Raw genomic sequence first — 25,695 nt, 5'->3', positions numbered from 1 at the left:
ACTCGCTGGAACAACTCCCACAACTCTTCCGGCACCAACCGCTCAACGATCCCCACCACAACCGACAGCCTACCGAACCAAATGAGATGACTTGTTAGGCTCGTCGTATGGCCCGCCGCTCCTCCGTCTCCGCCGCCCCGGCGCCCGCCCGCCCCGTCGGCAGCGCCACCCGCGGGACCACCAACCCCAACCGCCTGCGCCGGATGGACCGCTGGATCGCCGCCGAACACGCCGCCGTACTGCGGCGCAGCGCCGACCCCGTCGCCGTCGACCTCGGGTACGGGGCGGCGCCCTGGACGGCGGTGGAGCTGCTGACCAGGCTGCGGACGGTCCGCCCCGACGCGCGGGTGGTCGGCATAGAGATAGACCCGGCCCGCGTCGAGGCCGCCCGACCCTACGAGCGGCCCGGCCTCGACTTTCTGCACGGCGGCTTCGAGGTGCCGCTGCCCGGCGGCAGGCAGCGGGCGCCGCTGCTGATCCGCGCGGCGAACGTCCTGCGGCAGTACGACGAGGACGAGGTGGCGGCCGTCTGGCGGCGGCTGTGCGCGCGGCTCGCGCCCGGCGGGCTGCTGGTCGAGGGCACCTGCGACGAGATCGGGCGTCGGCACGTGTGGGTGGCGCTGGGCCCCGAAGGCCCGCGCACGGTCACCTTCGCGACCCGGCTCGGTTCCCTGGACACCCCGTCCGACCTGGCAGAACGGCTGCCGAAGGCGCTGATACACCGCAATGTGCCGGGCGAGCGGGTGCACGCCTTCCTGCGCGACTTCGACCGTGCCTGGGCCGCAGCCGCACCGCTCGGCGCCCTGGGCGCGAGGCAGCGCTGGATCGCCGCCGTCCGCACCCTCGCGGCGGACTGGCCCCTGGCGGGCGACCCGCGCCGCCTGCGGCAGGGCGAGGTCACGGTGCGGTGGGAGGCGCTGGCACCCGGGACGTGAGACGGACGGGCCGCACGCCACCGGTCCGGGCCCCGCCCGCGTCGCTACGCCACCGCTTCGGGCCCCGCATCCGGCCCGGTTACGCCACCGGTTCCAGCCCCGCCGCATCGCCCGCGTCCGCGACAGGCAGCTCCGGCAGCTCCGCCAGCTCCCGCAGCCTGGACTCCGTCACCGAGCCGCGCGGCGCGCTGTACGTCACCAGGATCTGGTCGTCGTCGGTCGTCAGCCGGAAGGACTCGAAGGTGACGTGCAGCTCGCCGACCCGCGGATGCACGATCCGCTTCGTGCCGCGCAGGCACTCGCTCACCGCCTGCGCCTCCCACACCCTGCGGAAGTCCCCGCTGCGTTCGAGGAGTTCGCCGACCACCGCGCAGATCCGCGGGTCGTCGGGGTGCCGCCCGCTCTCGGCGCGCAGGTTGCCGACCACTTCCTCGGCGATCAGCTCCCAGTCCGGGTGCAGTGCGCGGGCCGCGGGGTCGAGGAAGACCAGCAGTGCGGAGTTGTGCCGCCCGGGTGCGGTGCGTTCGAGGTCGAAGCCGACCCTGGCGCCCAGGGAATTCCAGGCGAGGATGTCGAGACCGCGGCCGAAGACCATGGCGGGGACGGTGTCGGCCATCGCGTCGAGCAGCTGCCTGACCTCGGGCCGCACGGTCTGTCCCGGTCCCGCGACCGGGGTGCAGTCGCCCGCGCGGTGGTCGAGCGCCGCGACGTTCCGCAGGTACGTCACCTCGCCGCCGGTGAGCCGCAGCGCCCGCGCGATGGCGTCCAGGACGGATGCGGAGATGGCGTGCGCGCGGCCCTGTTCGATGCGGGTGTAGTAGTCGACGCTGATGGCCGCGAGCTGCGCTACCTCCTCGCGCCGCAGCCCGCGCACCCGGCGGCGGCTGCGCCCGCCGGGCAGCCCGAGGTCGGCCGGGTCGAGCGCCGCCCGGCGCGCCTTGAGAAACGAGCCGATCTCCACTTCCCGATGCAGCATCCGTCCAGTATGCGACGCGCGCCCGGTCGGGTGGTTCCGCCGGACCCAGGATGCGACGGGCCTGGCCCGCTCCTGACGGTGGCCGCAGGCTGAGGCACACCTACCGCCGGGCACAGCCATCGACGGCTCTCCCCGTGGAACCCACAGAACCCACAGACCCCTTAGAAGGAGCAGCTCATGAAGCGCAGGATCCTCGGCGGCACCGGCATTTCGGTCAGCGAGTACGCGCTGGGCGCGATGATGCTCGGCGCCCTGGGCAACACCGATCACGACGACGGCGTACGGATCGTGCACCGCGCGCTGGACGCCGGGATCAACTTCGTGGACACCGCCGACGTGTACGCGGCGGGCGAATCCGAGGAGATCGTCGGCAAGGCGCTGAAGGGGCGGCGCGACGAGGTCGTGCTGGCGTCGAAGTTCCGCAGCTCGATGGGGTCCGACGCCAACCAGGGTGGTGGATCCCGCCGTTGGATCGTGCGCGCCGTGGAGGACAGCCTGCGGCGGCTGGGCACCGACTACCTCGACCTCTATCAGATGCACCGGCCCGACCCGGCCACCGATGTCGACGAGACGCTGGCCGCGCTCTCGGACCTGGTGCGGTCGGGCAAGGTGCGGGCGGTCGGCAGCTCGACGTTCCCCGCCGAGCAGATCGTCGAGGCGCAGTGGACCGCCGAGCGCCGCGGGCACGTCCGCTTCCGTACCGAGCAGCCGCCGTACTCGATCCTGGCGCGGCAGGCCGAGGCCGCCGTGCTGCCGACCGCGCAGCGCTACGGCATGGGCGTGCTGACCTGGGGCCCGCTCAGCGCGGGGTGGCTGTCGGGGCGCGCCCTGTCGGCCAGTTCGCGGGCCGGCATCGAGACGCAGAAGTTCGACCTCTCGCTCCCGGAGAACGCCCGCAAGGCGGAGGCGGTGGACGCCCTGTCCAAGGTGGCGGCCGACGCGGGCCTGACCCTGCCGCACCTGGCGACCGCCTTCGTGCGCGCCCACCCCGCGGTCACGTCCGTGATCATCGGGCCGCGCACCATGGACCAGCTCGACAGCCTCCTGGACGGCGCGGACGTGATGCTGAGCGGGGACGTGCTCGACCGCATCGACGCGATCGTCCCGCCGGGCACCGACCTCAACCGCGCCGACAGCTACTACCTCCCGCCGGCCCTGACGGACCCGTCCCTGCGACGGCGGTAGCGGCTCCGCGGGCCCGGCGGCGGGGCGCCCGATCTCTCCGGAACGGAGGCGGTCGGGCGCCCCGTTCACGTTTTCGTCGCCTGGTCGTAGACGCCGACGATCCGCTCCAGGAACGCCGCGACGACGGCCTGCTCCTCGGGCGAGAGCGCGTCGGCGGCTTCCGTGACGCCCTGGATGACGGGGGCGACGTGCTCGAAGGCGGCGGCGCCCCAGTGGTCGTCGGGGGTGACGATCACCTTGCGGCGGTCGGTGGGGTGCGGCCCGCGGGTGACGTGCCCGGCCGCGACGAGCCGGTCGATGACCAGGGTGGTCGCCGCGGTGGATGCGTCCAGCCTGCGCGCGAGGTCGGTGGGGGTGGTCGGCCCGACGTTGACGAGGTGGTCCATCACCGCGAGGCCGGCCGCGTCCACCCCCATCCGCCGGCCGAGATACCGCTCGAACCGCTGCTGACGCAGGGTCAGGTTCCGCAGCTGCTCCCGGATGGGGCCGCCCGGCGCGGTCGCGGTCGCGGGGCCCTGCCGCGCGGGGCCGGGGGCGCCTTCCGGAGGGGCGGTGGCGGGCCTTTTGACATCCATGCCCCTCAGGTTACTCTCAATCTTGCTAAGAAAATTGGTAATCAATGAACTGAGGGAAAATGAGTGCCGACCCGACCGCCGCACCGCCCTACCGGTGGCGCTGGCTGATCCTGGTGGTGATGCTCGTCGCGGAGATCATGGATCTGCTGGACGCGTCGATCGTCAACGTCGCCGGGCCCGCCCTGGAGGAGTCACTCGGCGCGGGCTCCGTCGGCCTCCAGTGGGTGATCGGCGGCTACGCCCTCACCCTGGGCGCCGGGCTGATCCTGGGCGGCCGGCTCGGCGACCGCTACGGGCGCCGCCGCATGTTCCTGACCGGCCTCGCCGCCTTCACCGCCGCCTCCCTGCTGTGCGCGGCGGCCCCGGACATCGAGGCCCTGATCATCTTCCGGCTGCTCCAGGGCACCGCGGGCGCGATGCTGCTGCCCCAGGGCCTCGGCCTGCTCCGGGAGAACTTCTCCGGGCCCGAACTCACCAAGGTCTTCGGCATCTTCGGGCCCGTCCTGGGTCTGGGCGGCATCATCGGCCCGGTACTGGGCGGCGGCCTCATCCAGGGCGACTTCTTCGGGCTGGGCTGGCGCCTGGTCTTCCTGGTCAACCTGCCGATCGGGATCGCCGCCCTGATCGTCGCCGCGGTCTTCGTCCCCAGGAAGCCGGGCGATGCCACCGTACGGATCGACGGCGTCGGCGCGGCCCTGGTGGCGGCGGCCTGCGCCCTGCTGGTGCTGCCACTCAACCAGGGCCAGGAGTCCGGCTGGCCGCTGTGGACCTGGCTGTGCCTGGCCGCGTCCGTCGTCGCCTTCGCCGCCTTCGCCGTCCGGCAGCGCCGCACCGCAGCCGCCGGCCGTGCGCCGCTGGTGACCCCCGCGCTGCTCCGCAAGCCCGCCTTCACCGTCGGGCTCGGCGGCATCGCGCTGTTCTTCGGCGGGCTGGTCGGCAGCCAGCTCGTGCTGACCCTCTACCTCCAGATCGGGCAGCACTTCACCGCGGGCCAGGCCGGTCTCGGCAACCTGCCGCTCGCCGTGGGCACCGCGATCGGCGGCGCGGTCAGCGGCGCCGTGCTGGCGGACCGGATCGGCCGGGCGGTGCTCCAGGTGGGACCGCTCGTCCAGCTCGGCGGCGCGGCCCTGCTCTGGTACGAACTCGACGGCACCGGCGGCCCGGCGTCCTTCTCCATCTGGGACGTGGCACCCGGCATCGCGGTCTGCGGCATCGGCGCCGGCATGGTCATCGCCGCCCTCTTCAGCTTCATCCTCGCCGCCGTCGACGACCACGAGATCGGCTCGGCGTCCGGCGTGCTGTCCGCGGTGCAGTCGGTCGGCGGCTCACTCGGCGTGGCCGTCTTCGGCTCGGTCTTCTTCGGCCGGGCCGGGACCGGCGACTTCACCGGCGGATTCCGCCAGGCCCTGATCGTGCAGAGCTGCCTGCTGGTGGCCTTCCTCGCCCTCACCTTCCTGCTCCCCAAGAAGGCACGCCCCGAAGGCGACCAGCACACCGCACCGGCCACCGGCACGGCGGACCCGGCCGCCGACGACCCCCGGGAGACCGCCGCCGTGTGACGCCCCGGCCGGGCCGCTGTATCCCCAACTCCCGTCCCCCACCTCCCCCTTCACCAGGAGCGCGCCATGTCCCACCGGACCGTCCTGATCGCCGGAGCGGGCATCGCGGGCCCCGCCCTCGCCCACTGGCTCCACCGTCACGGCATGCCCGCCACCGTCGTCGAACGCGCCCCGGGGCTGCGGGCGGGCGGCCAGACCGTGGACCTGCGGGGCGCCGGACGCGCCGTCGCCCGCCGGATGGGTCTGGAGGCCGCGGTGCGCGCCGCGAGCACCGGCGAGGCGGGCATCCGCTTCGTCGACGCCAGGGGACGCACCCGCGCCGCGCTGCCTGCGGACGCCTTCGGCGGCCAGGGCCCGGTCACCGAACTGGAGATCCTGCGCGGCGAGTTGTGCCGCCTCCTGTACGAGGCCACCCGCGAGCACACCGCGTACGTCTTCGGCGACGAGATCACCCACCTGCACGACGAAGGCGACCGCGTCCACGTCACCTTCCGGCACGCCGCCGCCCGCGCCTTCGACCTCGTCATCGCCGCCGACGGCGCCGGCTCGCACACCCGTGACCTGGTCTTCGGCGACACCACCCGCACCCGGCACCTCGGTCTGTGCACCGCGTACCTGACCATCCCCCGCGAGCCGCACGACGACCGCTGGGCCCGCTGGCACAACGCCACCAAGGGCCGGACGGTGACCCTGCGCCCCGACAACCAGGGCACCACCCGCGCCTACCTGTCCTTCCCCACACCGGCCCACGGCTACGAACGCCTCGAACCTGCCGCCGGGAAACGGCTGTTGCGCCGGGTCTTCGCGGACGTCGGAGGCGAGGCGCCCCGCGTGCTGGCCGCTCTGGAATCCGCTCCCGACCTCTACGTCGAATCCGTCGCCCAGGTCCTGATGCCCCGCTGGTCACAAGGCCGCGTCGGTGTCCTGGGCGACGCGGCCCACTGCGCGTCCCCGCTCAGCGGCATGGGCACCAGCCTCGCCTTCACCGGCGCCTACGTCCTCGCCGGCGAACTGGCCCGGCACGCCCACCACACCGACGCGTTCGCCGCCTACGAATCCGCCCTGCGCCCCTACGTCGCACGCGCCCAGAAGCTGCCGCCCGGCGTGCCCCGCATCGCCTCGCCCCGTACCCGGGCCGGCATCAGGACCCTCAACACGGTGCTGCGCGCCGCCGGGCACCCCCGCGTCAGCCGGGCGCTGGGCCGCTTCCTGGTCCCGCCCGCCGACACCTTCCGGCTGCCCGCCTACGGGGTGTGAATCCACCGGCGGGCAGCGGCGGGCGGTCAGCCGGTCTTCAGGACGGGCCGGCGCAGGTCGAACCAGGCGGCCAGGTCGAGGGACCGCTCCAGGGTGGTGCGGTCCTGGGAGGTGACCGTCTCGTGGGCGGCGTGTGCCGCGGCCTTGAGCAGGTCGCGGTTGCACAGTTCCAGCGCCGGGTGGTCGGCGGCGAGCAGGTCGGCTGCCTGCGACTGGATGGCCGACAGGTACGCCGGGTCGAACGTCCCCGGGTAGCCGCTCTTCTTGCGGTCGGCGACGGACTGCGGCAGCACGTCACGGGTGGCCGCCCGCAGGATGCTCTTCTCCCGCCCGTCGAACGTCTTGAGCGCCCACGGGGTGTTGAAGACGTACTGGACGAGCCGGTGGTCGCAGAACGGCACCCGGACCTCCAGTCCGACGGCCATGCTCATCCGGTCCTTGCGGTCGAGCAGGGTCTGCACCATCCGCGTCAGGTGCAGGTAGCAGATCTGCCGCATCCGCTTCTCGACCCCCGTCTCGCCGTCCTTGAGCGGTGTCTGCGCGACGGCGGTGAGGTAGTGGTCGTGGACGTAGGCGGGCAGGTCGAGGGTGCGTGCCAGGCCCGCTTCGACCAGGCTGGAGGCGTCGAAGAGCGCCTTCGATCCGGCCAGCCAGGGGAAGGTGTCGGCGTGGATCCGCTCGTCGTGGAACCACGGGTAGCCGCCGAAGATCTCGTCGGCTGATTCGCCGGAGAGCGCCACGGTCGACCGCTCGCGGACCGCCTTGAACAGCAGGTACAGCGAGTTGTCGCGGTCGCCGAGGCCGATCGGGAAGTCCCGCGCGCCCACGGCCGCCCGGCGGACCTCCGGGTCGGCCAGCTCCGCGCCGTCGAGGATGATGTCGCGGTGCTCGCACTGCACGTGCTCGGCGACCGCGTGCACGTACGGGGTGTCCTGCGTCGGGCTGATGTCGACGGACTGGAAGTTCTTCTCCTGGTCGGGGAAGTCGACGGCGAAGCTGCGGACCGTCTCGCCGACCGCGCCGAGCTGCTGGGCCGCTATGGCGGTCATCGCGGAGGAGTCCAGGCCGCCGGAGAGCAGCGTGCAGCGGGGGACGTCGGCGACCAGCTGCCTGGCGATGATGTCGTCCAGCAGTTCCCGCACGTGCGCGACGGTGGTCTGCCGGTCGTCCGTGTGCTCGCTGACCTGGAGCGACCAGTAGGCGTGCGTGCGGATGCCGGACCTGTCGACCACGGCGAGGTGGCCGGGGAGCAGTTCGCGCATGCCCTCCCAGATCGCGCTGCCGGGGGTCTTGGCGAAGGAGAACAGCTCGCGCAGTCCGTCGAGGCCGACGACCGGTGCGCACAGCGGGTTGGCGAGGATCGCCTTGGGCTCGGAGCCGAAGAGGATGCCGTCGTCGGTCTCGTAGTAGTAGAAGGGCTTGATGCCCATGCGGTCGCGGATCATGACGAGCCGGTCGGTCCTGGCGTCCCAGATGGCGAAGGCGTACATGCCGTTGAGCCGCTCGGCGAGCGATTCGCCCCATTCCAGGTAGCCGTGCAGCACGACCTCGGTATCCGAATCGGTGGTGAACCGGTGCCCGCGGCGGCGGAGTTCGTCGCGCAGCTCGGTGTAGTTGTACGCCTCGCCGGAGTACACCATCGCGACGGGTCCGTCATCCGTCTCGACCTGCATCGGCTGGGCGCCGCCCGGCAGGTCGATGACGGCGAGCCGCCGGTGTCCTAACGCGGCGTGCCGGGCCGTCCACGCGCCACGGGCGTCCGGGCCACGGCAGGCCATCGTCTCGGTCATGGTGTCGAGCACCTGCGTATGAGCAGTGAGATTCCGCTGGTAGGCGACCCAGCCGGTGATACCGCACATCGCGATCAACCCCTCTTCATCGAGCGGATGGATGTATCCACCATGAACTTGCTCGCGGGGGTTGGCTACGGCGCATCGGGCGGCTGCCCCGTTGCCTTTCTCACAGGTAAATTTGTGTTAATTTCGCGTTTCTCGCGGGCACTTCCGAGGAAGCGTTTCGTTCCGCCACGGGCGCCTCAGGTGTCCCCTCCCGGGCAGAACCGGGAGGGGACGGAGAAATCAGCCGTCTCCGGGCGGGACGCTAATCCTGGTCGGGGAGGAAGTAAGGATCGATTCCCATGGCCGTGAGATCGGTGCGCACCCTCCGCACGAAGTCCCGTAGCTCCGCCGTGAGGATTTCCCGGCCGACCGGACGGGTCCAGGAATCCGGCTCGAAGATCGAACCCACCACCCAGCCGCCGTCGCGTTCCACAATGCGCAGCAGCCCGGGATCGGCCGACATGGAATCGAGGACGAAGCCTTCCGACGGGCCCGCCGTGGTGAGCCACGCGTTCACGTGATAGGCGAGTTCGGCCACCGGGAATCCCGGCTCGGCGAACACCTCCCGACCGCCGTCGGAAAGCGTCAGATCGCCCTCAAGGCTGAGGAGGAGTTCGGCCAGGCCGGGTCCGCTCGATTCCTCGGCATGCAGATTCTCGTACGTGATTTTCATGCTGACTCCTGCATCACGGGATGGCTCCTGCATCACGGGTTGAACGGAAGGGTGTTGAACACCCGGCCATCGCCGGTGACGATGATCCTGATGCCCTTCTGCCCCTTCGTGCCGATGGGGCGTCCGAGGTTGACCTCCACCTTGAACGTATCTTCCAGGTTGTTCGGCTTGAACACCGCGTCCTTGGAGGTGAGCCCCTCCACGATCCAGTCCTTGACCTGGTCCTTGGAGGTGGTGTCGAACTTGGCCCACCGTCCTTCCGCACTGGAGAGGTGCTTGTCCTTGACCGTCATCTTGGAGAGATCCTTCGACGCCTTGAAGGCGGTTTCCGAAACCGTCGCGAGCTTTCCGACCCGCGTCGTCTTCGCAAGCGCCTCCACCCCCTCGATGGCCTTTCCGGCCTTCTTGACCTTTCCGACCGGCGTGACGGCCACGGCGAAGGCGGCGCACCTGGCCACGGTCGGGTCCTTGATGCACTCCTCCAGGTCGGAATAACCGATGAAGATGTCACCCACCATGCGGAGCTGCTGCTTGGCCTGATCGGCGTCCATTTCGATCAGGTAGGCGCCGTCCAGCTGGAGACACCAGCCGACACCGGGGCCCGGGGCGCACGGAATCCCCTTCTTCTTCTTTTCCTTCTCCTTCTCCCTTTCCTCCCGCAGGCGCTTGGCGTCCTCGGCCGCCTCCGCGGCTTCCGCGCTGCGCATCTCCTCGACGTCGCGCCAGGCGTCCGATGCGGCCTTCTTCGTTTCCTTGGCGTCCTTTCCCGCCTTTTCGGCGGAACTCCGGGCCCTGGTGGCCGCGTTGTGCGCCTCCCTGGCCGAATCCCGCGCGTATCCGGCGGAGAATTCCGCACCGGCGGCGGACGCCTCGGCGCTGCTCGCGTCGCGGTCGGCGGCCGACGCGGCATTACGGGCGGTCACCGCGGACTTGGCGGCCCGCGCGGCCGACGCCTCGGCGCTCTTGGCCGACGTATCGGCGTCCTTGGCGAATCCGTCGGCCCGGTCGGCGGACTTCTCGGCCTCGGCGGCGGCCTTGTCGGCATCCGCCTTGGCCTTGTTCGCCGTGGCCGCGGCCCTGGCGGCCTTCCAGGCGTTCTCCCGCGCCTTGGCGGCCGTCCCGGACGCTTCCGCGATCAGCCGCCGCATCTGCGCGGTGTGGGTGTCGGCCAACTCGTCCTTGCGGACCGCCATGTACTGGCCGGCCTGGATGAAGGCGTGCAGCTGCTCCGGCGTGCCGGACAGCGCGATCTTCGCCGCCGCCTTGGCCTCCGCGCCGCCCGTGCCGGTCAGCTGGACGGCACGGACCCGCTCGTCGGAGATCCGGGCCAGGTACTGGCCGCTGTCGAGGAAGGTGGCCAGCTTCTTGGCCGACCCGTCCTTGAGCGCGTCCTTGGCCGCCTCCTTGACGGCGGGGCCGCCGACGCTGTTCACCTGGACGGCGGCCAGCCGGTACTGGGCCTTCGCCGCCTCGTACCGGCCGTCGGCCAGGAAACCGGCGATCTGCCGGGCGTCGCCCTGGAGCGCCTTCCCGGCGGCCGTGCGGACGGTGCCGTAGGGGCTTTCGTAGGTGAGCTGCTCGACCTGCTGACGGGCATCGTCGCGCGCGGCGCCCTCTCTGCCGGTACGGAGGTAGTCCAGCATCCCCGCGTCGGAACCGGCCAGCGCCCTGGCGGCGGCCTCCTGGCTCCAGGGGCCGCGGCCCTTCAGGACCCGGATCGCCAGCTTGCGGCCCTTGAGCGCCACGGCCGCGGTGTCCACGCCGTCCCTGCCCGCCTCGGTGGCGAGCCGCCCGGCCTCCGCGTCGAGTTCCCGGTCGTCGCGCAGGGCGTGTCCGAGGCCGACGGTGAACTCGTCGTCGGCCTTCTTGAGGTCCTTGGCCTGCTGGATCGACGCGTTGGTACGGGAGTTGAGGTCCTCCGCCTCGGTCTCCCTGGCGATCTCGTACACGGACTTGGCGGCCTTGACCGCGGTGTCGGCCGCGTCCGCCGCCTTCTTCGCCTCGGTGGCCTGCCGGCCGGCCTCCGCCGCGGCACCGGCCGCCTCGCCTGCGTGCTTCGCGGCCTTCTCGGCCTCGTCCGCCGCGCTCTGCGCGTGCCGGGCCGCCGACCTGGCGGCGTCGCGCGCCTCGAAGGCGGCCTGCGCCGACCTGTTGGCCAGCGCCTGGGACGCGCCGGCCGCGCGCTTGGCCTCGTTGGCGTGGCGGCGGGCCTGTACGGCCGCGTTGCGCGCCGCGCCCGAATGCGCGCCCGCCGACGCGGCGAACCCGTCGGCCTGCTCCGCCGCGTCGGCCGCCGCGTCGGCGTTCCCCGCGGCGCTGCGGGCCGCGCTCGCCGCCTTGCCCGCCTCCTTCGACGCGGTGCCCGCCGAACCCGCGGCCTCCGCCGCGTCGTTGGCGCCCTTGACCGCGTTCCGCGCGATCTGCGCGGCCTTCTTCGCGTCGGCCGCCTTGCCCGCGTCACCGGCCGCCGCGATGGCCGCGTTGCGCGCCCGGGACGCGGCGTCGGCCGCGGCTGCGGCTGCCTGGGCGGCGCGGGCCGCGGCGTTGGCCGCGAGCCTGGCCGCGTGGTTGGCGGCGTTCGCCGCGCCGATGGCCTGCCGCGCCGCCGACGCCGCACCGCGCGCCGCGTCGGCCGCCCGGCCCGCCGCGTTGGCCGCCCTGCGGGAGTCCTTCCCGGCCGCCTCGGTCTCCGTGGCGGCGGTGCGCGCGGCCTCCTTGGCCAGTTCCGATGCCGCCACCGCGCGGCCCGACGCCGCGGTGGCCGCGTCGGTCGACTTCTTGGCCAGCGCCCCGGCCGCCTTTGCCTGGAGGGCCAGTTGGGCGACCGTGGCCCGCTCCTGGTCCCGGGCGGCGGCCACGTCCTGGCCCACGTCCAGGAACTCCCTGACGTCGTCGGGCGAACCCTTGAGCGCGACCTTCGCGGCTTCCTTGGTCGCCGGGCCGCCCACGCTCAGGATCTGTACGACCTGGACCCGCTCGTCCTGCTCCCGCGCACCGTACTGCCCGTCCTCCAGGAACGTACGGACGGCGTCGGGCGACTTCTTCAGCGCGGCCTTGCCCGCCTCCTGGACGGCCGGGCCGCCGACGCTGATGGCCTGCACGGCCTGCACCCGCCGGTCCTGCTCCAGCGGGCCCTTCCAGCCGTCCTTGAGGAAGGCGTTCAGGTCCTCGCGGCGCGGGCTCTTCAGCGCCTTCTTCGCGGCCTCACGCACCGCGCCGCCGCCGATGGAGACCATCTGCACGGCCGCGATGCGGTCGTCGTGGTACTCGGCCAGGCCCTGCTCCTCGTCCAGGAAGCGGCGCACGTCCGCGTCGCTCCCCAGGAGGGCGGCCTCCGCCGCGGCCTTGACCCCGGGGCCGCCCTGCTGCCACAGCTCCACGACCCGGCCGCGGTCGGTCAGCGGCAGCCCGCCGCCGTTTCCCGCCCCCTGCCCGGCCGCGAATGCGGGATTCATTCCGGGCGTGGACGCCACGACCGCCAGCGGGAGCAGAGTCACCACTGCGGTACGTATACCGCGCGACCATCTCCCCCTCGCTCCGTACGAATGGACTCTTCGTCTCACGAAGCAGACACCTCTTGCCAGTTATGCATGGCCGACTTTCGGCGAGGGGGAGCATAACTTCCGCATCCGGCATACGGAGAAAGGGAGTTGAGGCCCTGACACGCTGCTTCAAAGCGGTGCACGAAGGCGATGCACCGCCTCCTTCTGCCCTGTCAGACAGCGCCTCGGGCAAAGGGGTTGCCCACTCCATTAATGACGTAACCGACCCGTTATGAAAAGCTCTTGATTAACTCTCACTCTTTTCCTGGTGATACGTTCACTCCTCGCCATTCGGCTGTTTCCCACTGCGGTCGCCACGAGTCGACGCAGCTTCTCTGGAAGGATTCTCTGGTGATACCTCGCGTGCGCAAGACGCTGATCGCCGGCGTTATCGGTGCCGTCACCGCGATCGCGGGGGCCACCACCCTCGCCGTCGCCGAGGCCGCCCCGCAGCGCACCGACAGCGCCGTACAGCAGGCCGGCGCCACCCCGCCGCCCGCCGTCGAGGACTTCGCCTACCCGGACGCGGACCGCATTCTCAAGGAATCCGGCCTCAAGCTCATCAAGGGCGACGGCCATATCCTGCTGGCCGACTGCGATGCGTCCCCCGACTTCGACGTCATGGCGGAGAAGGCGAATCACACCCCCGTCAACCACTGCTTCAAGGTCACCGGGAAGACCGGCTATCTGAGCCTGGAAATCCCTAAGATCAACAGCATTTGGGAGAACGCCGGGCACGCCGCGCGGGCCACCGTGAGCACCGAGGGAAAGACCAAGACCGTCACCCTCAAGAAGAACGACATCACGCCCCTCGGTGAGGGCGATCTGAGCACCGGCGGCAAGGAAGCCACCCTGCTCGAACTCCGCGTCACCGGCTGACCCCCGCATTCCGCGCAGCGCACCGAAGAATCCCGTTCGAAGGAAAGAAAAACATGTCTGGCACACGTCCCCGCGCAGCGTGGGTGACAGCAATGGTGACTGCCGCGGTCGCGGGTGGCGCACTGACCGCCGCCCCGGCACAGGCCGTCACCGGTACGGCCACCACGGACGGGTCGTACGCCTTCGTCGCGAAGCTCGACATCGGTGCGGGCAAGCGCAGTTGCTCGGGCTCGCTGGTCGACAGGCAGTGGGTGCTCACCGCCGCGAGCTGCTTCGCCGACGACCCCGCGAAGGGCTCCGCCGTCGCCGAAGGCGCGCCGAAGTGGAAGACGAAGGCGACCGTCGGACGCACCGACCTGAGCGGCTCCGCCGGCACCGTCGCCGACGTCGTCGAGCTGGTGCCCTACAAGGGCCGCGACCTGGTGATGGCCAAGCTGGCGGCGCCGGTCGCCGGCGTCTCCCCGGTGACCGTCGGGAGCACCGCGCCCGCCCCGGGCGAGAAGCTGAAGGTCGCGGGCTTCGGCCGGACGAAGACCCAGTGGGTGCCCGACAAGCTGCACAGTGACGCGTTCACGGTGGACTCGGTGCAGGACGCGTCGGTGGGCCTGCGCGGCGTCGGCACGGCCGCGATGTGCAAGGGCGACACCGGCGGTCCCGCGCTGCGGGAAACCTCCGGAGGTCTGGAGCTGGCAGCCGTCAACAGCGGTTCCTGGCAGGGCGGTTGCCTGGGCACCGACCCGGCCGAGACCCGCACCGGCGCCGTCGACACCCGCGTCGACGACCTCGGCACCTGGGTGCAGAAGGTCCGCTACCGCACGGTCTTCCCGAACTCCCCCTGGGACAAGGCGACCCACATCGCCTCGGGCTACTTCACCGGCGGCTCGGCCGGCGGCACCCGCCACATGGACATGATCGTGCGCTGGATCGACGGCGAGGTCACCCTCTACCAGGGCGCGGACGACAAGGACGCGGGGCACCCCTTCGCCGCCGAGGTCCGGCTGGCCAAGGCGAACAGCACCTGGAAGTACGCCCAGCAGATCACCGGCGCAAGCTTCGGCGGCGGCTCCGACGGCCTGGTGGTCCGCTGGATCGACGGGGAGCTGACCCAGTACACCCACGTGGACGCCAAGGGCTTCCACGGTGAGAAGACGCTGGCCAAGGCCAAGAACAAGACCTGGACCTACGCCAAGCAGATCACCGCGGGCAGGTACACGGCCAACGCGCAGCGCGACGACCTGATCGTCACCTGGGTGGACGGCGAGGTGTCCCTCTACACCGACCTGAACACCAAGGGCATCGGCGCCGAGAAGAACCTCGCCAAGGCCAAGAACAAGACCTGGCCGCACGCCACGCAGATCAGCGCGGGCGAATTCACCGGGAAGAAGACCGCCGACCTCCTGGTCCGCTGGTCCGACGGCGAGGTCACGATCTACCCCGGCGTCGACGCCGCCGGCTTCCACGGCGAGAAGCAGATCCGTCCGGCCAAGTCCCCCTGGAGCAAGGCGACGGTCGTCACCACCGGCGCGTTCGTCGCCAACCAGCGGCCCAACGACGTCCTGGTGCGCTGGGAAACCGGCAAGCTCGCCCTCTACGCGGGTGTCGACGCCGCCGGTACGCACGGCGAGACGACGCTGGTCGGCTGACCGGCACCACCCCCGGGGGCCGGGCAACCGGCCCCCGCCTCCCCCTCGGCAACCGCACCACGCGACAACAGCACACGGCTACGGAACCCCACATGCGACGAATACCCTGGCTGCGCGCCGCCACCATCGGTGCGTGCGCCTCCCTCGCCCTCGCCGTCCCGGCGACCGCCGCCCCACAGCCGGACACCGGCCGGGACGACGGCACTCCCCGCACCTCCGCTCCCTCCGGTACGCCCCAGAAGCCCGCCGTGACCGGCGACGCGCTCCGCACCGCGCAGGAGACCGAGCGCTACTGGACACCGGAGCGCATCGCCGCCGCCGTCCCGCTGGACGCGCCGCAGACGGCGGGCGACGCCGATGACCGGCCCGCCCCGGGCGCACGGCGCAAGCGGTCGCTCGCGGAGCCCAGCCACCCGCGGGACACCGGCATCGCCACGGTCGGCGTCTTCCTGATCCGCGGCGCCGACGGTTCGGCCACCCCGAACCAGTTCTGCAGCGCCGGCGCGGTGGCCTCGCCCACCAAGAGCCTGGTCATCACAGCGGCGCACTGCCTCAAGGGCGACAAGCGGGGCCGTGACTTCGCCTTCGTGCCCGGCTACCGCGCCGGGGCGTCGAAGGCAGGCGGCACCGGCGGCACCGGCGAGACGCCGTACGGCATCTTCCCTGTGCAGCCCGGCAAGATCTGGACCGACAAGCGCTACCAGCAGTCGCCCGCCGACGACGACGTCGACTTCGCCTTCCTCCGCGTCGGCCCGAACTCCCAGGGCAAGCTGCTGGAGGACGCCACCGGCCCCGGCAACCGCCTCACCGCCGTCCCCACCGCGCAGCTCGCCCGCAAGGACGTGACGGTCGCGGGCTACCCGGGCGGCCGGAAGACCCCGTTGCAGTGCACCAATGACACCAGCGCCTTCCAGGGCCGGTTCATGGAAATCAAGTGCGACGCGTTCCGCGCGGGGGTCAGCGGCGGCCCGTTCCTCGAACACTTCGACGGCGACCGCGGCGATCTCGTCGGCGTCATCGGCGGCTACAAGACCGGCGGCCTGTACGACCACACCTCCTACACCTCGCAGTTCGACGACGACGTCTTCCGCCTCTACGACCGGGCGGTCAGCGGCACGGAGCCCGACGACGCGCCCAACCCCATGGGCAACGCCTCCACGTGGAAGAACGCCAAGGTCATGACCGCCGGCCGCTTCCACACCGCATCGGTGCGCGACGCCCACGACGACCTCGTCGTGCGCTGGGTCGACGGCGAGGTCTCCCTCTACCCCGGCGACGGCGCCCACGGCTTCCGCAAGGACATCCGGCTGACCCCGGCGAACGAGACCTGGAAGCGCGCGGCGGCCATCACCGCGGGCGACTTCACCGGCGACGGCACCTCCGACCTGCTCGTCCGCTGGAACGGCGGCTCGCTGACGCTCTACAAGGACGTCAACGAAACCAACAAGCTCCGCAACGCGATCAAGCTCAAGCCCGCCAGCTCCACCTGGAAGAACGCCTCCGGCATGACCGCGGGCCGCTTCGGCGGCGCCACCTCCCGCGCCGACGACCTCGTGGTGCGCTGGGTCGACGGCGAGGTCACCCTTTACACCGACATCGACGCCAAGGGCCTGCACGCCGAGAAGCAGCTCGCCAAGCCCAACAAGACCTGGACCTACGCCCGCGACCTCACCGCAGGCGACTTCGGCACCGGCTCCGGCGGCCAGGACCTGTTCGTCCGCTGGACCGACGGCGAGGTCAGCGTCTACGCGGACATCGCCGGCCAGGGCCTGTCATCCGAACACCGCCTCCGCCCCGCCAACTCCGCCTGGCGCTACGGCTCCCTCTCCACCGCCGGCACCTTCGGCGGCACCGCCCGCCAGGACGACATCGTCACCCTCTGGCCCGGCAGCGGAAAGCTCACCATGAACACCGGCACCACCCTCACCTCGCTCGCCGGGGAACGCACACTGGTCCCCAAGGGCTGACCCGGCCCCATGGCAGAACGTGCGGTGCGCCCCTTCATCGCGGCGAGGGGCGCACCGCACGTTCCGCTCCCCCACCCGTAATTCCGTCGCACCACACTCCCGCACCTGGCACGATCACCGGCATGCCCGCCGCCACGCCCCCCGCCTTCATGACGCCCGACCAGCTCGCCGCCCGCGCGTCACGCGCGCGCGATGCGGCCACCGCCGCGGGCCGCGCCCTCGGGCTGACGGTGACCGACCCGACCGTGCTCCACGACGTGTTCTCCGTCGTCGTGCACCTCGCCCCGTCACCGGTGGTGGTCCGGGTGCCCACCGTCCTGCCGCCGTACGCAGGACCCGACGTCCAGGCGGCGCGTCAGCGGCTGGAACTCGACGTGGTGCAGTGGCTCGCGGACCAGGGCACCCCGGTGATCCCGCCGAGCCCGCTCGTGCCGCGGGAACCCGTACAGCGCGACGGATTCTCCATGACGTTCTGGCAGTTCACCGAGCTGGACACCGCCGCCGAACCCGATTACGTCCACCAGTCCGGCCTGGTCGCCGACCTGCACGCCGCGCTGCGCGACTACCCGGGCGACCTGCCGTTCCTCTCGGCCGCCGAACCGCAGTTCACCACGGAAGGACTCGCGGCTCTCGCCTCCCGCCCCGACCTCATCGATCCGGCCGCTCTCGACCGCGCGCGCCGCGAATGGGAAATCCTGGAACCCGTCGTACGCTCCCGCGCCGCATTCGAGGCGGCGTTCCCCGGCATCGGCCTCCAGCCGCTCCACGGCGACGCCCCCGCCGTCAACATCGTCCCCGGCCCGCACGGCGCCCTGTACTCCGACTTCGAACTGGCCACGCTCGGCCCCGTCGAATGGGACCTGGCGTCCCTCGGCCCCGAGTGCGAGGCCGCCTACAACGCCGCCGCCAAGCGCCGTGGCCTGCGGCAACTCGACGACCGGGTACTCCGCTTCGTCAACGCCGTGGGCAACTGCCGCGTGATCGCCTGCCTCACCCTCGCCTCCGAACTGCCCCTGCTCGTGGAGGCATTGAAGCCGTCCATCGAGCAGTGGCGCGCGACCGCGTTCGACGCGGGACTGGACGGCTGAAGGGCTGAAGGGTTGAAGGGTTGACGGACTGACGGACTGACGGACTGAAGGGCTGAAGGGCTGAGCGCCCCACTCCGAAGAGCATCCGGGCCACGCTTCCCCCTCTCCCCCTCTCCCCCTCTCACCCCTCCCGCGCCAGTTCCTCCCGTAGCCCTGCCGTGATCGCCCGGAGCCCGAACGCGAATCTGGCGTCGAAGTCGAGCATCGCGGACAGCGGGCTCCCGGCCAGGTGCGGATAGTCCGCACCGGAGAACTTCGCCGTCACTTCCTCCAGGTCGACCTCGGTGCGCCCCTGCTGCTCCAGCACCTCGCCCAGGACGTAGGAGAAGACCGTGGTGACGGCGTACACCGCCGCCTCTCCGGTGAACCCCGCCTCCTCCATGGCGGCCAGCAGGGAGTCGGCGAGCGTCAGCGTGGGCTGCCGGCTGGTGTAGGAACCGCCCACGATGCGGGCCCCGTCCCGCTGGCCGAGCATGGCCGCCCGCAGCCGTCCGGCCAGCACGCTGATCCGGGTCTGCCAGTCCGCCTGCGGGAGCGGACCGAGCGCGGAGGCGAGCACCGCGTCGGCCATCGCGTCCACCAGGGCACCCTTGTCGCTGAACAGCCGGTACAGCGCGGGCGGTTGGGTCGCCAGGGCGTCGGACAGCCGCCGCATGGTCAGTGACTCCAGACCGCCGTGATTGACCAGGGCCAGCGCGGCATCCACCACGGTGTCCGGCCGGACCGGCCCCTTGCGCGCCCCGGCGCCACTACTCTCCCGCATTGACATGTTAACGACGTTATCACTAACGTCGAAGCCACCTTGTTAACACCGTTACTACCTACCACCCACTACGTGCTGCTCACTACTCGCTGCCCACTACTCACCACTGCTCTCCGCCAGTTCACGAGAAGCAGCCCGTCAGAAGGAGGAGGAATGGCGACCCCGACCGTGCCCGCCACCGACCCACCGGCCCCCGGGACCGGACCGCAGGAGACCCCGGTGATCGTGCGGCAACTGCGCTGGGAGGCCACCGGAGTGGTCTCGGTGCTGCTGGCCAGGCCGGACGGCGGACCACTGCCCGCCTGGCAGCCCGGCGCCCACGTGGAACTGGTGCTGCCCACCGGCATCACCCGGCAGTACTCACTGTGCGGCTCCCCCGACGACCCGTCCGGCTACCGCATCGCGGTACGGCGCGACCCCGCGAGCCGTGGCGGATCGGAGTACGTGCACTCCTTCCTGCGGCCAGGCCAGCCCCTGCGGATCCGCGGCCCCCGCAACCACTTCCCCTTCGAGCCGGCCGACTCGTACCTGTTCATCGCGGGCGGCATCGGCATCACCCCGCTCCTGCCGATGGTGCGCCGGGCCGCCGCGTCGGGCGCGAGGTGGCAACTCGCCTACGGCGGACGGTCCGCCGCCTCCATGGCGTTCCGCGACGAGCTGGCACCCCACCGCGGCGCCGTCCGCCTCTACCCGGGCGACGAGTCCGGCCGCATGCCCCTGGACGCGCTGCTTGCCGAGGTTCGCCCCCGCACGGCCGTCTACGCCTGCGGCCCCGAACCCCTGCTGACCGCCGTGACCGACGGCGCCACGCACCTGCCTCCCGAAGCCGTGCACATGGAACGGTTCAAGCCGCGGACCAGGGAAGAGACCCGCAACACCCCGGTGGAGGTGGTCTGCGCCAGGTCCGGCCGCACCGTCGACGTACCGGCGGAGCGCAGCGTGCTGGACGCGCTCACCGCCGCGGGCCTGCCGGTGACCGGCTCGTGCCGCCAGGGAGTCTGCGGCACCTGCGAGACCCGGGTGCTCGACGGCGTACCCGACCACCGCGACGACATCCTCTCCACGGCGGAACGGGAAAAGGGCGACCGCATGTACCTCTGCGTCTCCCGGGCACGCACCCCCAGGCTGGTCCTCGATGTCTGATCCCACCGACACCCAGGAAATCTGGGACGCCCGCGTCCCCGCCCCCGAACGCACCGCCGCCGACGCCTACCGCCCCATCGACATGGCCCGCGTCCGCGACATCATCGGCTACCCCGAACCCTTCATCGCGGAGAAAAAAGAACCCTTCCTCGGCGACTTCATGCGCCGCTTCATCGCCCACAGCACGTTCTTCTGCCTGGCCACCGCCGACGACAGCGGAGGCGTGGACGCCAGCCCCAAGGGCGACCCGCCGGGCGCGGTCCGCATCCTGGACCCCTGGACGCTGGCCCTCCCCGACCGTCCGGGCAACCGCACCGCCGACACCTTCGAGAACATCACCCGCAACCCGGCCGTGGGCCTGGTCTTCTTCGTCCCCGGCGTACGGGAGACATTCCGGGTGAACGGCGACGCGTTCCTCACCGACGACCCCGACCTGCTGGAACACCTCGGAGCCGAGGGCAAACCCGCCGTCCTCGCCACGATCGTGAAGGTACGCGAGGCGTTCTTCCAGTGCGGCAAGGCCGTGATCCGCGCCGGCCTCTGGTCCGACGACCCCCGAAACCTGGCCGACTCCCTCACCATCGGCACCAACTTCTACAACCAGGTAACCGCCCAAATGGCAGAAAAAATGGCCACCCACCTCGGCACCGGCCTCGGCGCCCTCGGCACAATCGTGGAAGAGCATTATCGGGAGGGGCTGTTTTGATATGAGGCGGGGGCTTAGGGCTTGCAGTTCATCAAGGTGTTGCTTCGCATCCTTGGATTCGCTGGTGTGGTGCGCACATCAGGGACGAGGCTCCTGCCCAGCTCGCGGTGCCGCCCTGCCGCTGACCCGACACGCCTTCCCCAGCGACTGGACCCCTGCCCTTCGCCCCAGCCCTGCTCCGCAATCCCGGCGGCCGAACTCCGCAGACGCCGGAGCCGGAGTGGGACCAGGCCCTGCTGCCCGATCCCGCGCTGACCGGGATGTCCCAGCAACAACTGGACGACCTCACCAAGACCTTGGCCCCTGACGGCGATACCCGGCGCGGGCCGCTCGCCCCGGCTCTCCTTCTCCGAACCAGTCCTGGCCACCGTGCCCCATCTGCAGGTCGCCCTGGCCGCGGCCCCCCGCCGTACTGTTCGCCGGCAGGCCCGGTGAACCGGCCGGGTTTGCTGATGCCTTCCGCCTTCCGCCATCCGGGCCCAGTTCGCGACGCAACCGGCTGGAGGGGTGTTCCTGCTCCGTGGAGCCTGGTCTTCCCGGAATGATCAGCGCGCAGCACGTGACCACCGGGCATGTGCCCGGCTGGCCGGAAGTGGCTGTCACGTCGAGGCGTTCGGCCGTCGGCAGGGCGCGCGGAGCACATCCGAAGACCAGGGAAGGCGGCAGCGATGGCGGTGCGCAGTGAAGCGAGGGTCGATGTCAGTACTGAGGTGTGGAGGGACGCGCAGGATTCCGGGGCGCCGGAGGGGAAGGCACCTGCGGGTGGGGCGCCGGATCTGCTGGCCGGGGGCGTGCTGTTCACACCCGCCTCGCGGGCGGACACGGCACGCAAGGTCAACAAGCCCAACAAGGTATGGGAGCTCACCGGGGCCTGGGCACACGAGGAGAAGACGGCCACCGGGACGGCCGCGGTCTACTACGGTCTCGGCCCCGACGGCACACCCCACGAGGGCCTCGTCAACCCCATGGTCTTCGCGGACGGGTTCAACTACGGCGAGAGCGACCTCGACGACTTCTTCGCCCACCTGAACGCGCCGTACAACTCCCAGGGCAAGCGACTGCTCGACCAACTGCTCGCCGCCGGCGTGGACATCGTGCTGCTGGGCTTCACGGAGCGGCACACCTACATCCAGGCCAATGCCGCGGTCGCCGTGAGCGCCATCAGGCAGGTCATCGCCGAGCGTCAGGGCGACGCGCCGCTGATCGTGGGCGGTGTGAGCATGGGCGGCCTCATCACGCGTTACGCCCTGGCCAGGATGGAGAGCGAAGGGCAAGACCACCAGAGCCGGCTCTACCTCTCCTACGACTCCCCGCACAACGGCGCCTGGATCCCCGTCGCCCTCCAGCAACTCGCCTACTTCTTCGAGTCCCCTTTCCCGGACCCGGACGGCAAGCCCCAGCAGGCGGACCTGATCAGGAGCCCCGCCGCCCAGCAACTCCTGTGGGCCTGGGTGGACGACGACAAGTACGAGGGCCCCGTGGCCACCGCCAGCCCCCTGCGCGGCCAGTTCCTGCAAGACCTCAAGGACGTGGGATGGTTCCCGTCCAAGCCGGGCCTGCGCAGAATCGGCGTCGCCAACGGCGCCGGCGACGGAATCGGCGGACCGCTACAGCCCGACCAATTGATCCTCGACCCCGACCTCCCGTTCGGGGCCCGCGCGGTGCTGCGCACCCAGCCCGCCTTCGGCGAGGAGCAGGAGGTCGTGAGGATGCAGATCCCGTTGCTCGCGTACCGGATCAGCCGCACCAGCCAGATTCCGCCACTCGACGGCGCGCCCGGCGGCACGCTCGCCTCCTACGGGATGCTCGCGGACGCGCTCGGCGCCCAGATCGAACCGGAGCACCGGTCGGGGTGCTTCGTGCCCTCAGTTAGTGCCGTCGCCCTCAAGCACGACCCCGTCACCTGGGATGTCGACCTCCACACCGACTTGAACGCCCTGCCCGCCGGCAGCACCGACCTCGACGCCTTCACATGTGACACCACCAACTCGGAACACAGCGTGGTCACCGAGCCCCTCGCCGAGTGGATCCTGGCCCAGCTCACCGGCTGACCACACAGACACCGAGGCGCCAGGCCGATGCGAAGACTGCCCCCAACCACGACCTGGGTAATCCCAGCACCGGCCTGACTCCAGGGTTGTCCCGTCACTGGGAGTAGGGACACGGCCGCGGCCGTTGTATCCGTTTCCCTTGCCCCAGGCCCGGATCGCACCGGCGTCCTGGTCGCTCGGCGCCGCAGCTCACGGCTTGCGGGCCTTGCCCGTACGGCGGCCGACGCGGCTCAGCGCGAAAGGTAGGTCTTCTGCCAGTCCACCGACGACATGCTGAGAGCCGCCTCGGCAAGGGCCTGGGCCGAACCGGTCTTCAGCTTGCTGAGGCTGCTGTCGATCCAGGGCTGCACGGTCGAGACGCCTTGCTCACGGTATTCGACGGCCTGGATGAGGCATTCGAGCTTATCGGCATCGTGAGCGCAGACGACTTCGAGCGAATCGCCATGCTCGTATTCCTGCACAATGCGCTTGGCCCCGGCCTGAACTGCCGGGTGGGCTGCGGAGACCTGATCCGCGGTGACCGTCTCGTTGGAAGCCGCATCCAAGTAGCGCCGGCCGATGTGCGGAATGTCGCTCACCCGGGTTTCCTGGGTGTCGTGCCACAGGCCGAGGAGCGCGGTCTTCGCGGGATCGGCACCCTCCATCATCGCGATGACGGATCCGATAAGGGCAACACGGAATGAATGCTCGGCGATCGTCTCGGGATCCTTGACACCGGCGATCCACCACCCGCTCCGCTTGGCACGCTTGAGCATGCCCATCTCAAGCAAGAAGCCCGCGGTGCCCGTCACCTGCTCTGCCTCTTCGGCCATGTGGTGCCTCCGGTCTGTCACGTGTGGATTTCCCGTAGAACGTAGTGCACGGCGCAATGCACAAGACGCTTGTTCGCATCATTCAGCTCGTCGGCTCACTGGCCCGCTGGACCGCAGCACGGAGGGCTCGCATAAACCGCCCGTGGCGAAATGGACAGAAGAGTCAAGCGACTTGGAGCCGCTTCAACATCACCGCGTACGTCGGCGAATCATCGAACGGTTGGGATTCATCAACGATCTCGTACCCCCAAGATCCATATAGGGCCACAACCTTGGGGTGCGAACGGTCGACGAACAAGGTGGCCGCCTCTTCATCCCGGCCGGCGAGCAGCCCTTCGTGCAGTTCCAAGGAAGCGCCGGTCTTCCGCCAACGCGGCATCACCATCAGCTCCGACAGCGCGAAGGCACACTCCCCGGGCCCCAAAGACGCAGGTCGTTCCGACCCCCTCCACCAACCTCCAGGACTGAACGGCGCCCCGTAGGCATAGCCCACCGGCTCGCCCTCATCAAAGCCCATGACGCATACCCACCCGTCCCGGCTGCTCCAGCCGTCAACGAACTCCGCAAAGCGCTCACGGGAGTCGAAGGTCCCCGGCATGCCCTCGTAGACCGCGTCATGGATGTCCAGAAGCATGCTCCGGATAGCCTTCACGTCTTCTTGCCCATAGTGCTTCAGATCCATTGCCGCGACCTCTCGATCCAGGACGTGATTTCGGGTGCATTAGAGCCTGCGGAGACAACCAACTTCCGCACCTTGACCAGGGTGTCCGTGGTGCGCTTCGATCCCGAACCCGGTTTGAGCATGTCGTACGCTCCCTGCCCCGTCGCACAGGCCAGTTCCAACTCCCCTTGACTTGCCTGGGCCAGGGCAAGATGGGCCGAGTACAGAGCCCGGTTCCGCACCAGTTCCGGACGGATTCCCGCCAACGCCCGGTGAAAGAAATATTCAGCTCTGCCGAACTCACCCACGGAGAACCACACGCTCGCCGAAAGCCCATCGACTTCACTCTGATCGTAAAAACCGATCCAGGTCGGCCGCTCCTCACCCGCGCCCCGGGAAAATGACTTCTTTGCCGCGGTGAGAGCCTTCAAGGAATCACTTCGCTGGTGACTCCGTGCCAGCGCCCGCGCGTTGCGCATATGCGCGAGAGAGGCATACACGGGGTCTCGCCGGGCGATCCACAACGTCTTCATAGCGTCGGCCGCAGCTGCCCCCTCAACGAAGTCCCCCCGCTGCCCGGCCGTCATCGCAAGGTGGTTCCACACGTGGTACTGAGTCTCACTGTCACCGGACAACCCTGCGAATGTGACAGCCTTGTCCAGATACCCGCGCGCCCGATTCCTGGCCTTGGCGTCGATTGCAGCAAAGGCCGCGGTGCTGATCACGTCGGAGCCCAGGGAATACAGCCTCTGACGAACCCGTGGCGACGCTGTCCCTGATGAGAGAGCCGACTGGATGCGCAGAGATAATTCAACGGCGTCCCTCTCCACCTGCCGTGCCCCACCTACCCTCCAGTCATCTTCCAGGATTTCGACGTACCCACGGTGAAACCGGTGTACGTCACTTATCCCGAGTCGGGTCAGGGCAGGGGACGTCGCGGTGAGGGCGGTACCACTGGCAGCTGTGATGAACGCACGGCGGTGCACAAGATCCTCCGAAGGAACCTGGACGGTCTTACCCCGCGGCACAAACCCTAATTCGGTGACGGTACGCCCGAACACCCATTCAAGACACAGTCGTTGCCGCGCATGCGGCCACCTGGTCCTCCCTTCGAGATACCGACGCACATCTCGGTCCGTGAGGCGCCCCTCCTGTCCGGTCAGCGCTTCGTTCTCAGCGTTGAGTCTTCGGGCCAGACCTGCCTGTGAAAAGCCGAGTTCGTCCATGGCCTCGGCAAGCGCTCGGTTCTTCACCACGCCCGCACGGTAGCGGGGCCTGTGCTCGCGGCGACATCCCGCAGGTAAAAATCACCGGGGTCACGACGGCGTACCACCGCGCTTTCACCTGTTGCGGAGAGCAGTCCTGGCGGTGAACTGAACCAGACACCAGCCCCGTTGCCTCATCCACTGTCAGCCTCCGGGCGCAGGGACGCAGGCGCCCGG

General features: G+C 70.5%; 20 protein-coding genes and 1 pseudogene. 12 read left to right on the top strand and 9 right to left on the bottom strand.

What is annotated here, in order from left to right; all coding sequences use genetic code 11:
* Nucleotides 1-107 precede the first annotated feature (107 nt).
* Nucleotides 108-935, top strand: coding sequence for a class I SAM-dependent methyltransferase (locus ACIBK8_RS31110; RefSeq protein ID WP_399045511.1), 828 nt, complete (start codon nucleotides 108-110; stop codon nucleotides 933-935).
* 79 nt (nucleotides 936-1,014) lie between these two features.
* On the opposite strand, the gene ACIBK8_RS31105 is transcribed toward ACIBK8_RS31110, so the two are convergent.
* On the bottom strand, nucleotides 1,015-1,911 hold the full coding sequence (locus ACIBK8_RS31105) for a helix-turn-helix domain-containing protein (RefSeq protein ID WP_399045509.1): 897 nt from the start codon (nucleotides 1,909-1,911) through the stop codon (nucleotides 1,015-1,017).
* Between the two features lie 177 nt (nucleotides 1,912-2,088).
* Here ACIBK8_RS31105 and ACIBK8_RS31100 point away from each other — a divergent pair, with 177 nt between their 5' ends.
* On the top strand, nucleotides 2,089-3,096 hold the full coding sequence (locus ACIBK8_RS31100; RefSeq protein ID WP_399045507.1) for an aldo/keto reductase: 1,008 nt from the start codon (nucleotides 2,089-2,091) through the stop codon (nucleotides 3,094-3,096).
* Nucleotides 3,097-3,161: 65 nt separating this feature from the next.
* Here the strand turns inward: ACIBK8_RS31100 and ACIBK8_RS31095 are convergent, their stop codons facing one another.
* Nucleotides 3,162-3,671, bottom strand: coding sequence for a MarR family winged helix-turn-helix transcriptional regulator (locus ACIBK8_RS31095; RefSeq protein ID WP_399045505.1), 510 nt, complete (start codon nucleotides 3,669-3,671; stop codon nucleotides 3,162-3,164).
* A 59-nt stretch (nucleotides 3,672-3,730) separates the two neighbouring features.
* On the opposite strand from ACIBK8_RS31095, the gene ACIBK8_RS31090 reads away from it, so the two are divergent.
* Both ACIBK8_RS31090 and ACIBK8_RS31085 read left to right on the top strand, forming a co-directional pair.
* Nucleotides 3,731-5,230, top strand: a complete 1,500-nt coding sequence (locus tag ACIBK8_RS31090) for an MFS transporter (RefSeq protein ID WP_399045503.1) — start codon at nucleotides 3,731-3,733, stop codon at nucleotides 5,228-5,230.
* Nucleotides 5,231-5,296: 66 nt separating this feature from the next.
* On the top strand, nucleotides 5,297-6,487 hold the full coding sequence (locus ACIBK8_RS31085; protein WP_399045502.1) for an FAD-dependent monooxygenase: 1,191 nt from the start codon (nucleotides 5,297-5,299) through the stop codon (nucleotides 6,485-6,487).
* 26 nt (nucleotides 6,488-6,513) lie between these two features.
* On the opposite strand, the gene asnB is transcribed toward ACIBK8_RS31085, so the two are convergent.
* The 3 genes from asnB to ACIBK8_RS31070 form a co-directional block, all read right to left on the bottom strand.
* The gene (gene asnB / locus ACIBK8_RS31080) at nucleotides 6,514-8,346 is read right to left on the bottom strand and encodes an asparagine synthase (glutamine-hydrolyzing) (RefSeq protein ID WP_399045500.1); all 1,833 of its coding nucleotides are present in this window, start codon (nucleotides 8,344-8,346) and stop codon (nucleotides 6,514-6,516) included.
* Nucleotides 8,347-8,587: 241 nt separating this feature from the next.
* Nucleotides 8,588-8,998 (bottom strand): hypothetical protein, encoded by a 411-nt coding sequence (locus tag ACIBK8_RS31075; RefSeq protein ID WP_399045499.1) that lies wholly within the window; start codon nucleotides 8,996-8,998, stop codon nucleotides 8,588-8,590.
* A 32-nt stretch (nucleotides 8,999-9,030) separates the two neighbouring features.
* Nucleotides 9,031-12,498 (bottom strand): ALF repeat-containing protein, encoded by a 3,468-nt coding sequence (locus ACIBK8_RS31070; protein ID WP_399045498.1) that lies wholly within the window; start codon nucleotides 12,496-12,498, stop codon nucleotides 9,031-9,033.
* Nucleotides 12,499-12,891: 393 nt separating this feature from the next.
* Here ACIBK8_RS31070 and ACIBK8_RS31065 point away from each other — a divergent pair, with 393 nt between their 5' ends.
* From ACIBK8_RS31065 to ACIBK8_RS31050, 4 genes are all read left to right on the top strand, one after another.
* Nucleotides 12,892-13,419, top strand: a complete 528-nt coding sequence (locus ACIBK8_RS31065; RefSeq protein ID WP_399045496.1) for a hypothetical protein — start codon at nucleotides 12,892-12,894, stop codon at nucleotides 13,417-13,419.
* A gap of 53 nt (nucleotides 13,420-13,472) precedes the next feature.
* Complete coding sequence (locus ACIBK8_RS31060; protein WP_399045495.1) at nucleotides 13,473-15,062, top strand: S1 family peptidase; 1,590 nt, start codon at nucleotides 13,473-13,475, stop codon at nucleotides 15,060-15,062.
* Between the two features lie 92 nt (nucleotides 15,063-15,154).
* Entirely contained in the window at nucleotides 15,155-17,029 is a 1,875-nt protein-coding gene (locus ACIBK8_RS31055) for a trypsin-like peptidase domain-containing protein (protein WP_399045494.1), read from the top strand.
* 122 nt (nucleotides 17,030-17,151) lie between these two features.
* Entirely contained in the window at nucleotides 17,152-18,117 is a 966-nt protein-coding gene (locus ACIBK8_RS31050; protein ID WP_399045492.1) for an aminoglycoside phosphotransferase family protein, read from the top strand.
* A 121-nt stretch (nucleotides 18,118-18,238) separates the two neighbouring features.
* Here ACIBK8_RS31050 and ACIBK8_RS31045 read toward each other — a convergent pair whose 3' ends face one another.
* The gene (locus ACIBK8_RS31045) at nucleotides 18,239-18,886 is read right to left on the bottom strand and encodes a TetR/AcrR family transcriptional regulator C-terminal domain-containing protein (RefSeq protein WP_399045490.1); all 648 of its coding nucleotides are present in this window, start codon (nucleotides 18,884-18,886) and stop codon (nucleotides 18,239-18,241) included.
* A 147-nt stretch (nucleotides 18,887-19,033) separates the two neighbouring features.
* Here ACIBK8_RS31045 and ACIBK8_RS31040 point away from each other — a divergent pair, with 147 nt between their 5' ends.
* The 4 genes and pseudogenes from ACIBK8_RS31040 to ACIBK8_RS31025 all read left to right on the top strand — a co-directional run bounded on the left by ACIBK8_RS31040 (nucleotide 19,034) and on the right by ACIBK8_RS31025 (nucleotide 22,780).
* Nucleotides 19,034-20,023: a PDR/VanB family oxidoreductase gene (locus ACIBK8_RS31040; protein WP_399045488.1), complete on the top strand. Its 990-nt coding sequence runs from the start codon at nucleotides 19,034-19,036 to the stop codon at nucleotides 20,021-20,023.
* Nucleotides 20,016-20,729, top strand: a complete 714-nt coding sequence (locus ACIBK8_RS31035; RefSeq protein WP_399045486.1) for an MSMEG_1061 family FMN-dependent PPOX-type flavoprotein — start codon at nucleotides 20,016-20,018, stop codon at nucleotides 20,727-20,729. The genes ACIBK8_RS31040 and ACIBK8_RS31035 overlap by 8 nt, the downstream gene beginning before the upstream one ends.
* A 100-nt stretch (nucleotides 20,730-20,829) precedes the next feature.
* A pseudogene (locus ACIBK8_RS31030) lies at nucleotides 20,830-21,134 on the top strand (ISAzo13 family transposase); the annotation flags it as partial.
* Between the two features lie 386 nt (nucleotides 21,135-21,520).
* Nucleotides 21,521-22,780 carry a hypothetical protein gene (locus tag ACIBK8_RS31025; protein ID WP_399045485.1) on the top strand — a complete coding sequence of 420 codons (1,260 nt, stop codon included), beginning with the start codon at nucleotides 21,521-21,523 and terminating at the stop codon, nucleotides 22,778-22,780.
* A gap of 230 nt (nucleotides 22,781-23,010) precedes the next feature.
* On the opposite strand, the gene ACIBK8_RS31020 is transcribed toward ACIBK8_RS31025, so the two are convergent.
* From ACIBK8_RS31020 to ACIBK8_RS31010, 3 genes are all read right to left on the bottom strand, one after another.
* Nucleotides 23,011-23,592, bottom strand: a complete 582-nt coding sequence (locus ACIBK8_RS31020; protein WP_399045483.1) for an HD family hydrolase — start codon at nucleotides 23,590-23,592, stop codon at nucleotides 23,011-23,013.
* A gap of 163 nt (nucleotides 23,593-23,755) precedes the next feature.
* Nucleotides 23,756-24,274 (bottom strand): GNAT family N-acetyltransferase, encoded by a 519-nt coding sequence (locus ACIBK8_RS31015; RefSeq protein ID WP_399045481.1) that lies wholly within the window; start codon nucleotides 24,272-24,274, stop codon nucleotides 23,756-23,758.
* A complete protein-coding gene (locus ACIBK8_RS31010; protein ID WP_399045479.1) occupies nucleotides 24,265-25,509 on the bottom strand; it encodes an XRE family transcriptional regulator in 1,245 nt (414 codons plus the stop codon). The genes ACIBK8_RS31015 and ACIBK8_RS31010 overlap by 10 nt, the downstream gene beginning before the upstream one ends.
* Between the last annotated feature and the right edge of the window lie 186 nt (nucleotides 25,510-25,695).

It is taken from the genome of Streptomyces sp. NPDC050161, assembly GCF_044460025.1.
Taxonomy (GTDB): domain Bacteria; phylum Actinomycetota; class Actinomycetes; order Streptomycetales; family Streptomycetaceae; genus Streptomyces.
The sequence above is the reverse complement of the archived record's forward strand: the minus strand, read 5'-3'. Positions and strand labels throughout refer to the sequence as shown.

Bases quoted from the DNA above. Each gene is read 5' to 3' on its own strand.
- ACIBK8_RS31110 (WP_399045511.1), top strand. From the start codon at position 108: ATGGCCCGCCGCTCCTCCGTCTCCGCCGCCCCGGCGCCCGCCCGCCCC.
- ACIBK8_RS31105 (WP_399045509.1), bottom strand. From the start codon at position 1,911: ATGCTGCATCGGGAAGTGGAGATCGGCTCGTTTCTCAAGGCGCGCCGG.
- ACIBK8_RS31100 (WP_399045507.1), top strand. From the start codon at position 2,089: ATGAAGCGCAGGATCCTCGGCGGCACCGGCATTTCGGTCAGCGAGTAC.
- ACIBK8_RS31095 (WP_399045505.1), bottom strand. From the start codon at position 3,671: ATGGATGTCAAAAGGCCCGCCACCGCCCCTCCGGAAGGCGCCCCCGGC.
- ACIBK8_RS31090 (WP_399045503.1), top strand. From the start codon at position 3,731: ATGAGTGCCGACCCGACCGCCGCACCGCCCTACCGGTGGCGCTGGCTG.
- ACIBK8_RS31085 (WP_399045502.1), top strand. From the start codon at position 5,297: ATGTCCCACCGGACCGTCCTGATCGCCGGAGCGGGCATCGCGGGCCCC.
- asnB (WP_399045500.1), bottom strand. From the start codon at position 8,346: ATGTGCGGTATCACCGGCTGGGTCGCCTACCAGCGGAATCTCACTGCT.
- ACIBK8_RS31075 (WP_399045499.1), bottom strand. From the start codon at position 8,998: ATGAAAATCACGTACGAGAATCTGCATGCCGAGGAATCGAGCGGACCC.
- ACIBK8_RS31060 (WP_399045495.1), top strand. From the start codon at position 13,473: ATGTCTGGCACACGTCCCCGCGCAGCGTGGGTGACAGCAATGGTGACT.
- ACIBK8_RS31055 (WP_399045494.1), top strand. From the start codon at position 15,155: ATGCGACGAATACCCTGGCTGCGCGCCGCCACCATCGGTGCGTGCGCC.
- ACIBK8_RS31050 (WP_399045492.1), top strand. From the start codon at position 17,152: ATGCCCGCCGCCACGCCCCCCGCCTTCATGACGCCCGACCAGCTCGCC.
- ACIBK8_RS31045 (WP_399045490.1), bottom strand. From the start codon at position 18,886: ATGTCAATGCGGGAGAGTAGTGGCGCCGGGGCGCGCAAGGGGCCGGTC.
- ACIBK8_RS31040 (WP_399045488.1), top strand. From the start codon at position 19,034: ATGGCGACCCCGACCGTGCCCGCCACCGACCCACCGGCCCCCGGGACC.
- ACIBK8_RS31035 (WP_399045486.1), top strand. From the start codon at position 20,016: ATGTCTGATCCCACCGACACCCAGGAAATCTGGGACGCCCGCGTCCCC.
- ACIBK8_RS31020 (WP_399045483.1), bottom strand. From the start codon at position 23,592: ATGGCCGAAGAGGCAGAGCAGGTGACGGGCACCGCGGGCTTCTTGCTT.
- ACIBK8_RS31015 (WP_399045481.1), bottom strand. From the start codon at position 24,274: ATGGATCTGAAGCACTATGGGCAAGAAGACGTGAAGGCTATCCGGAGC.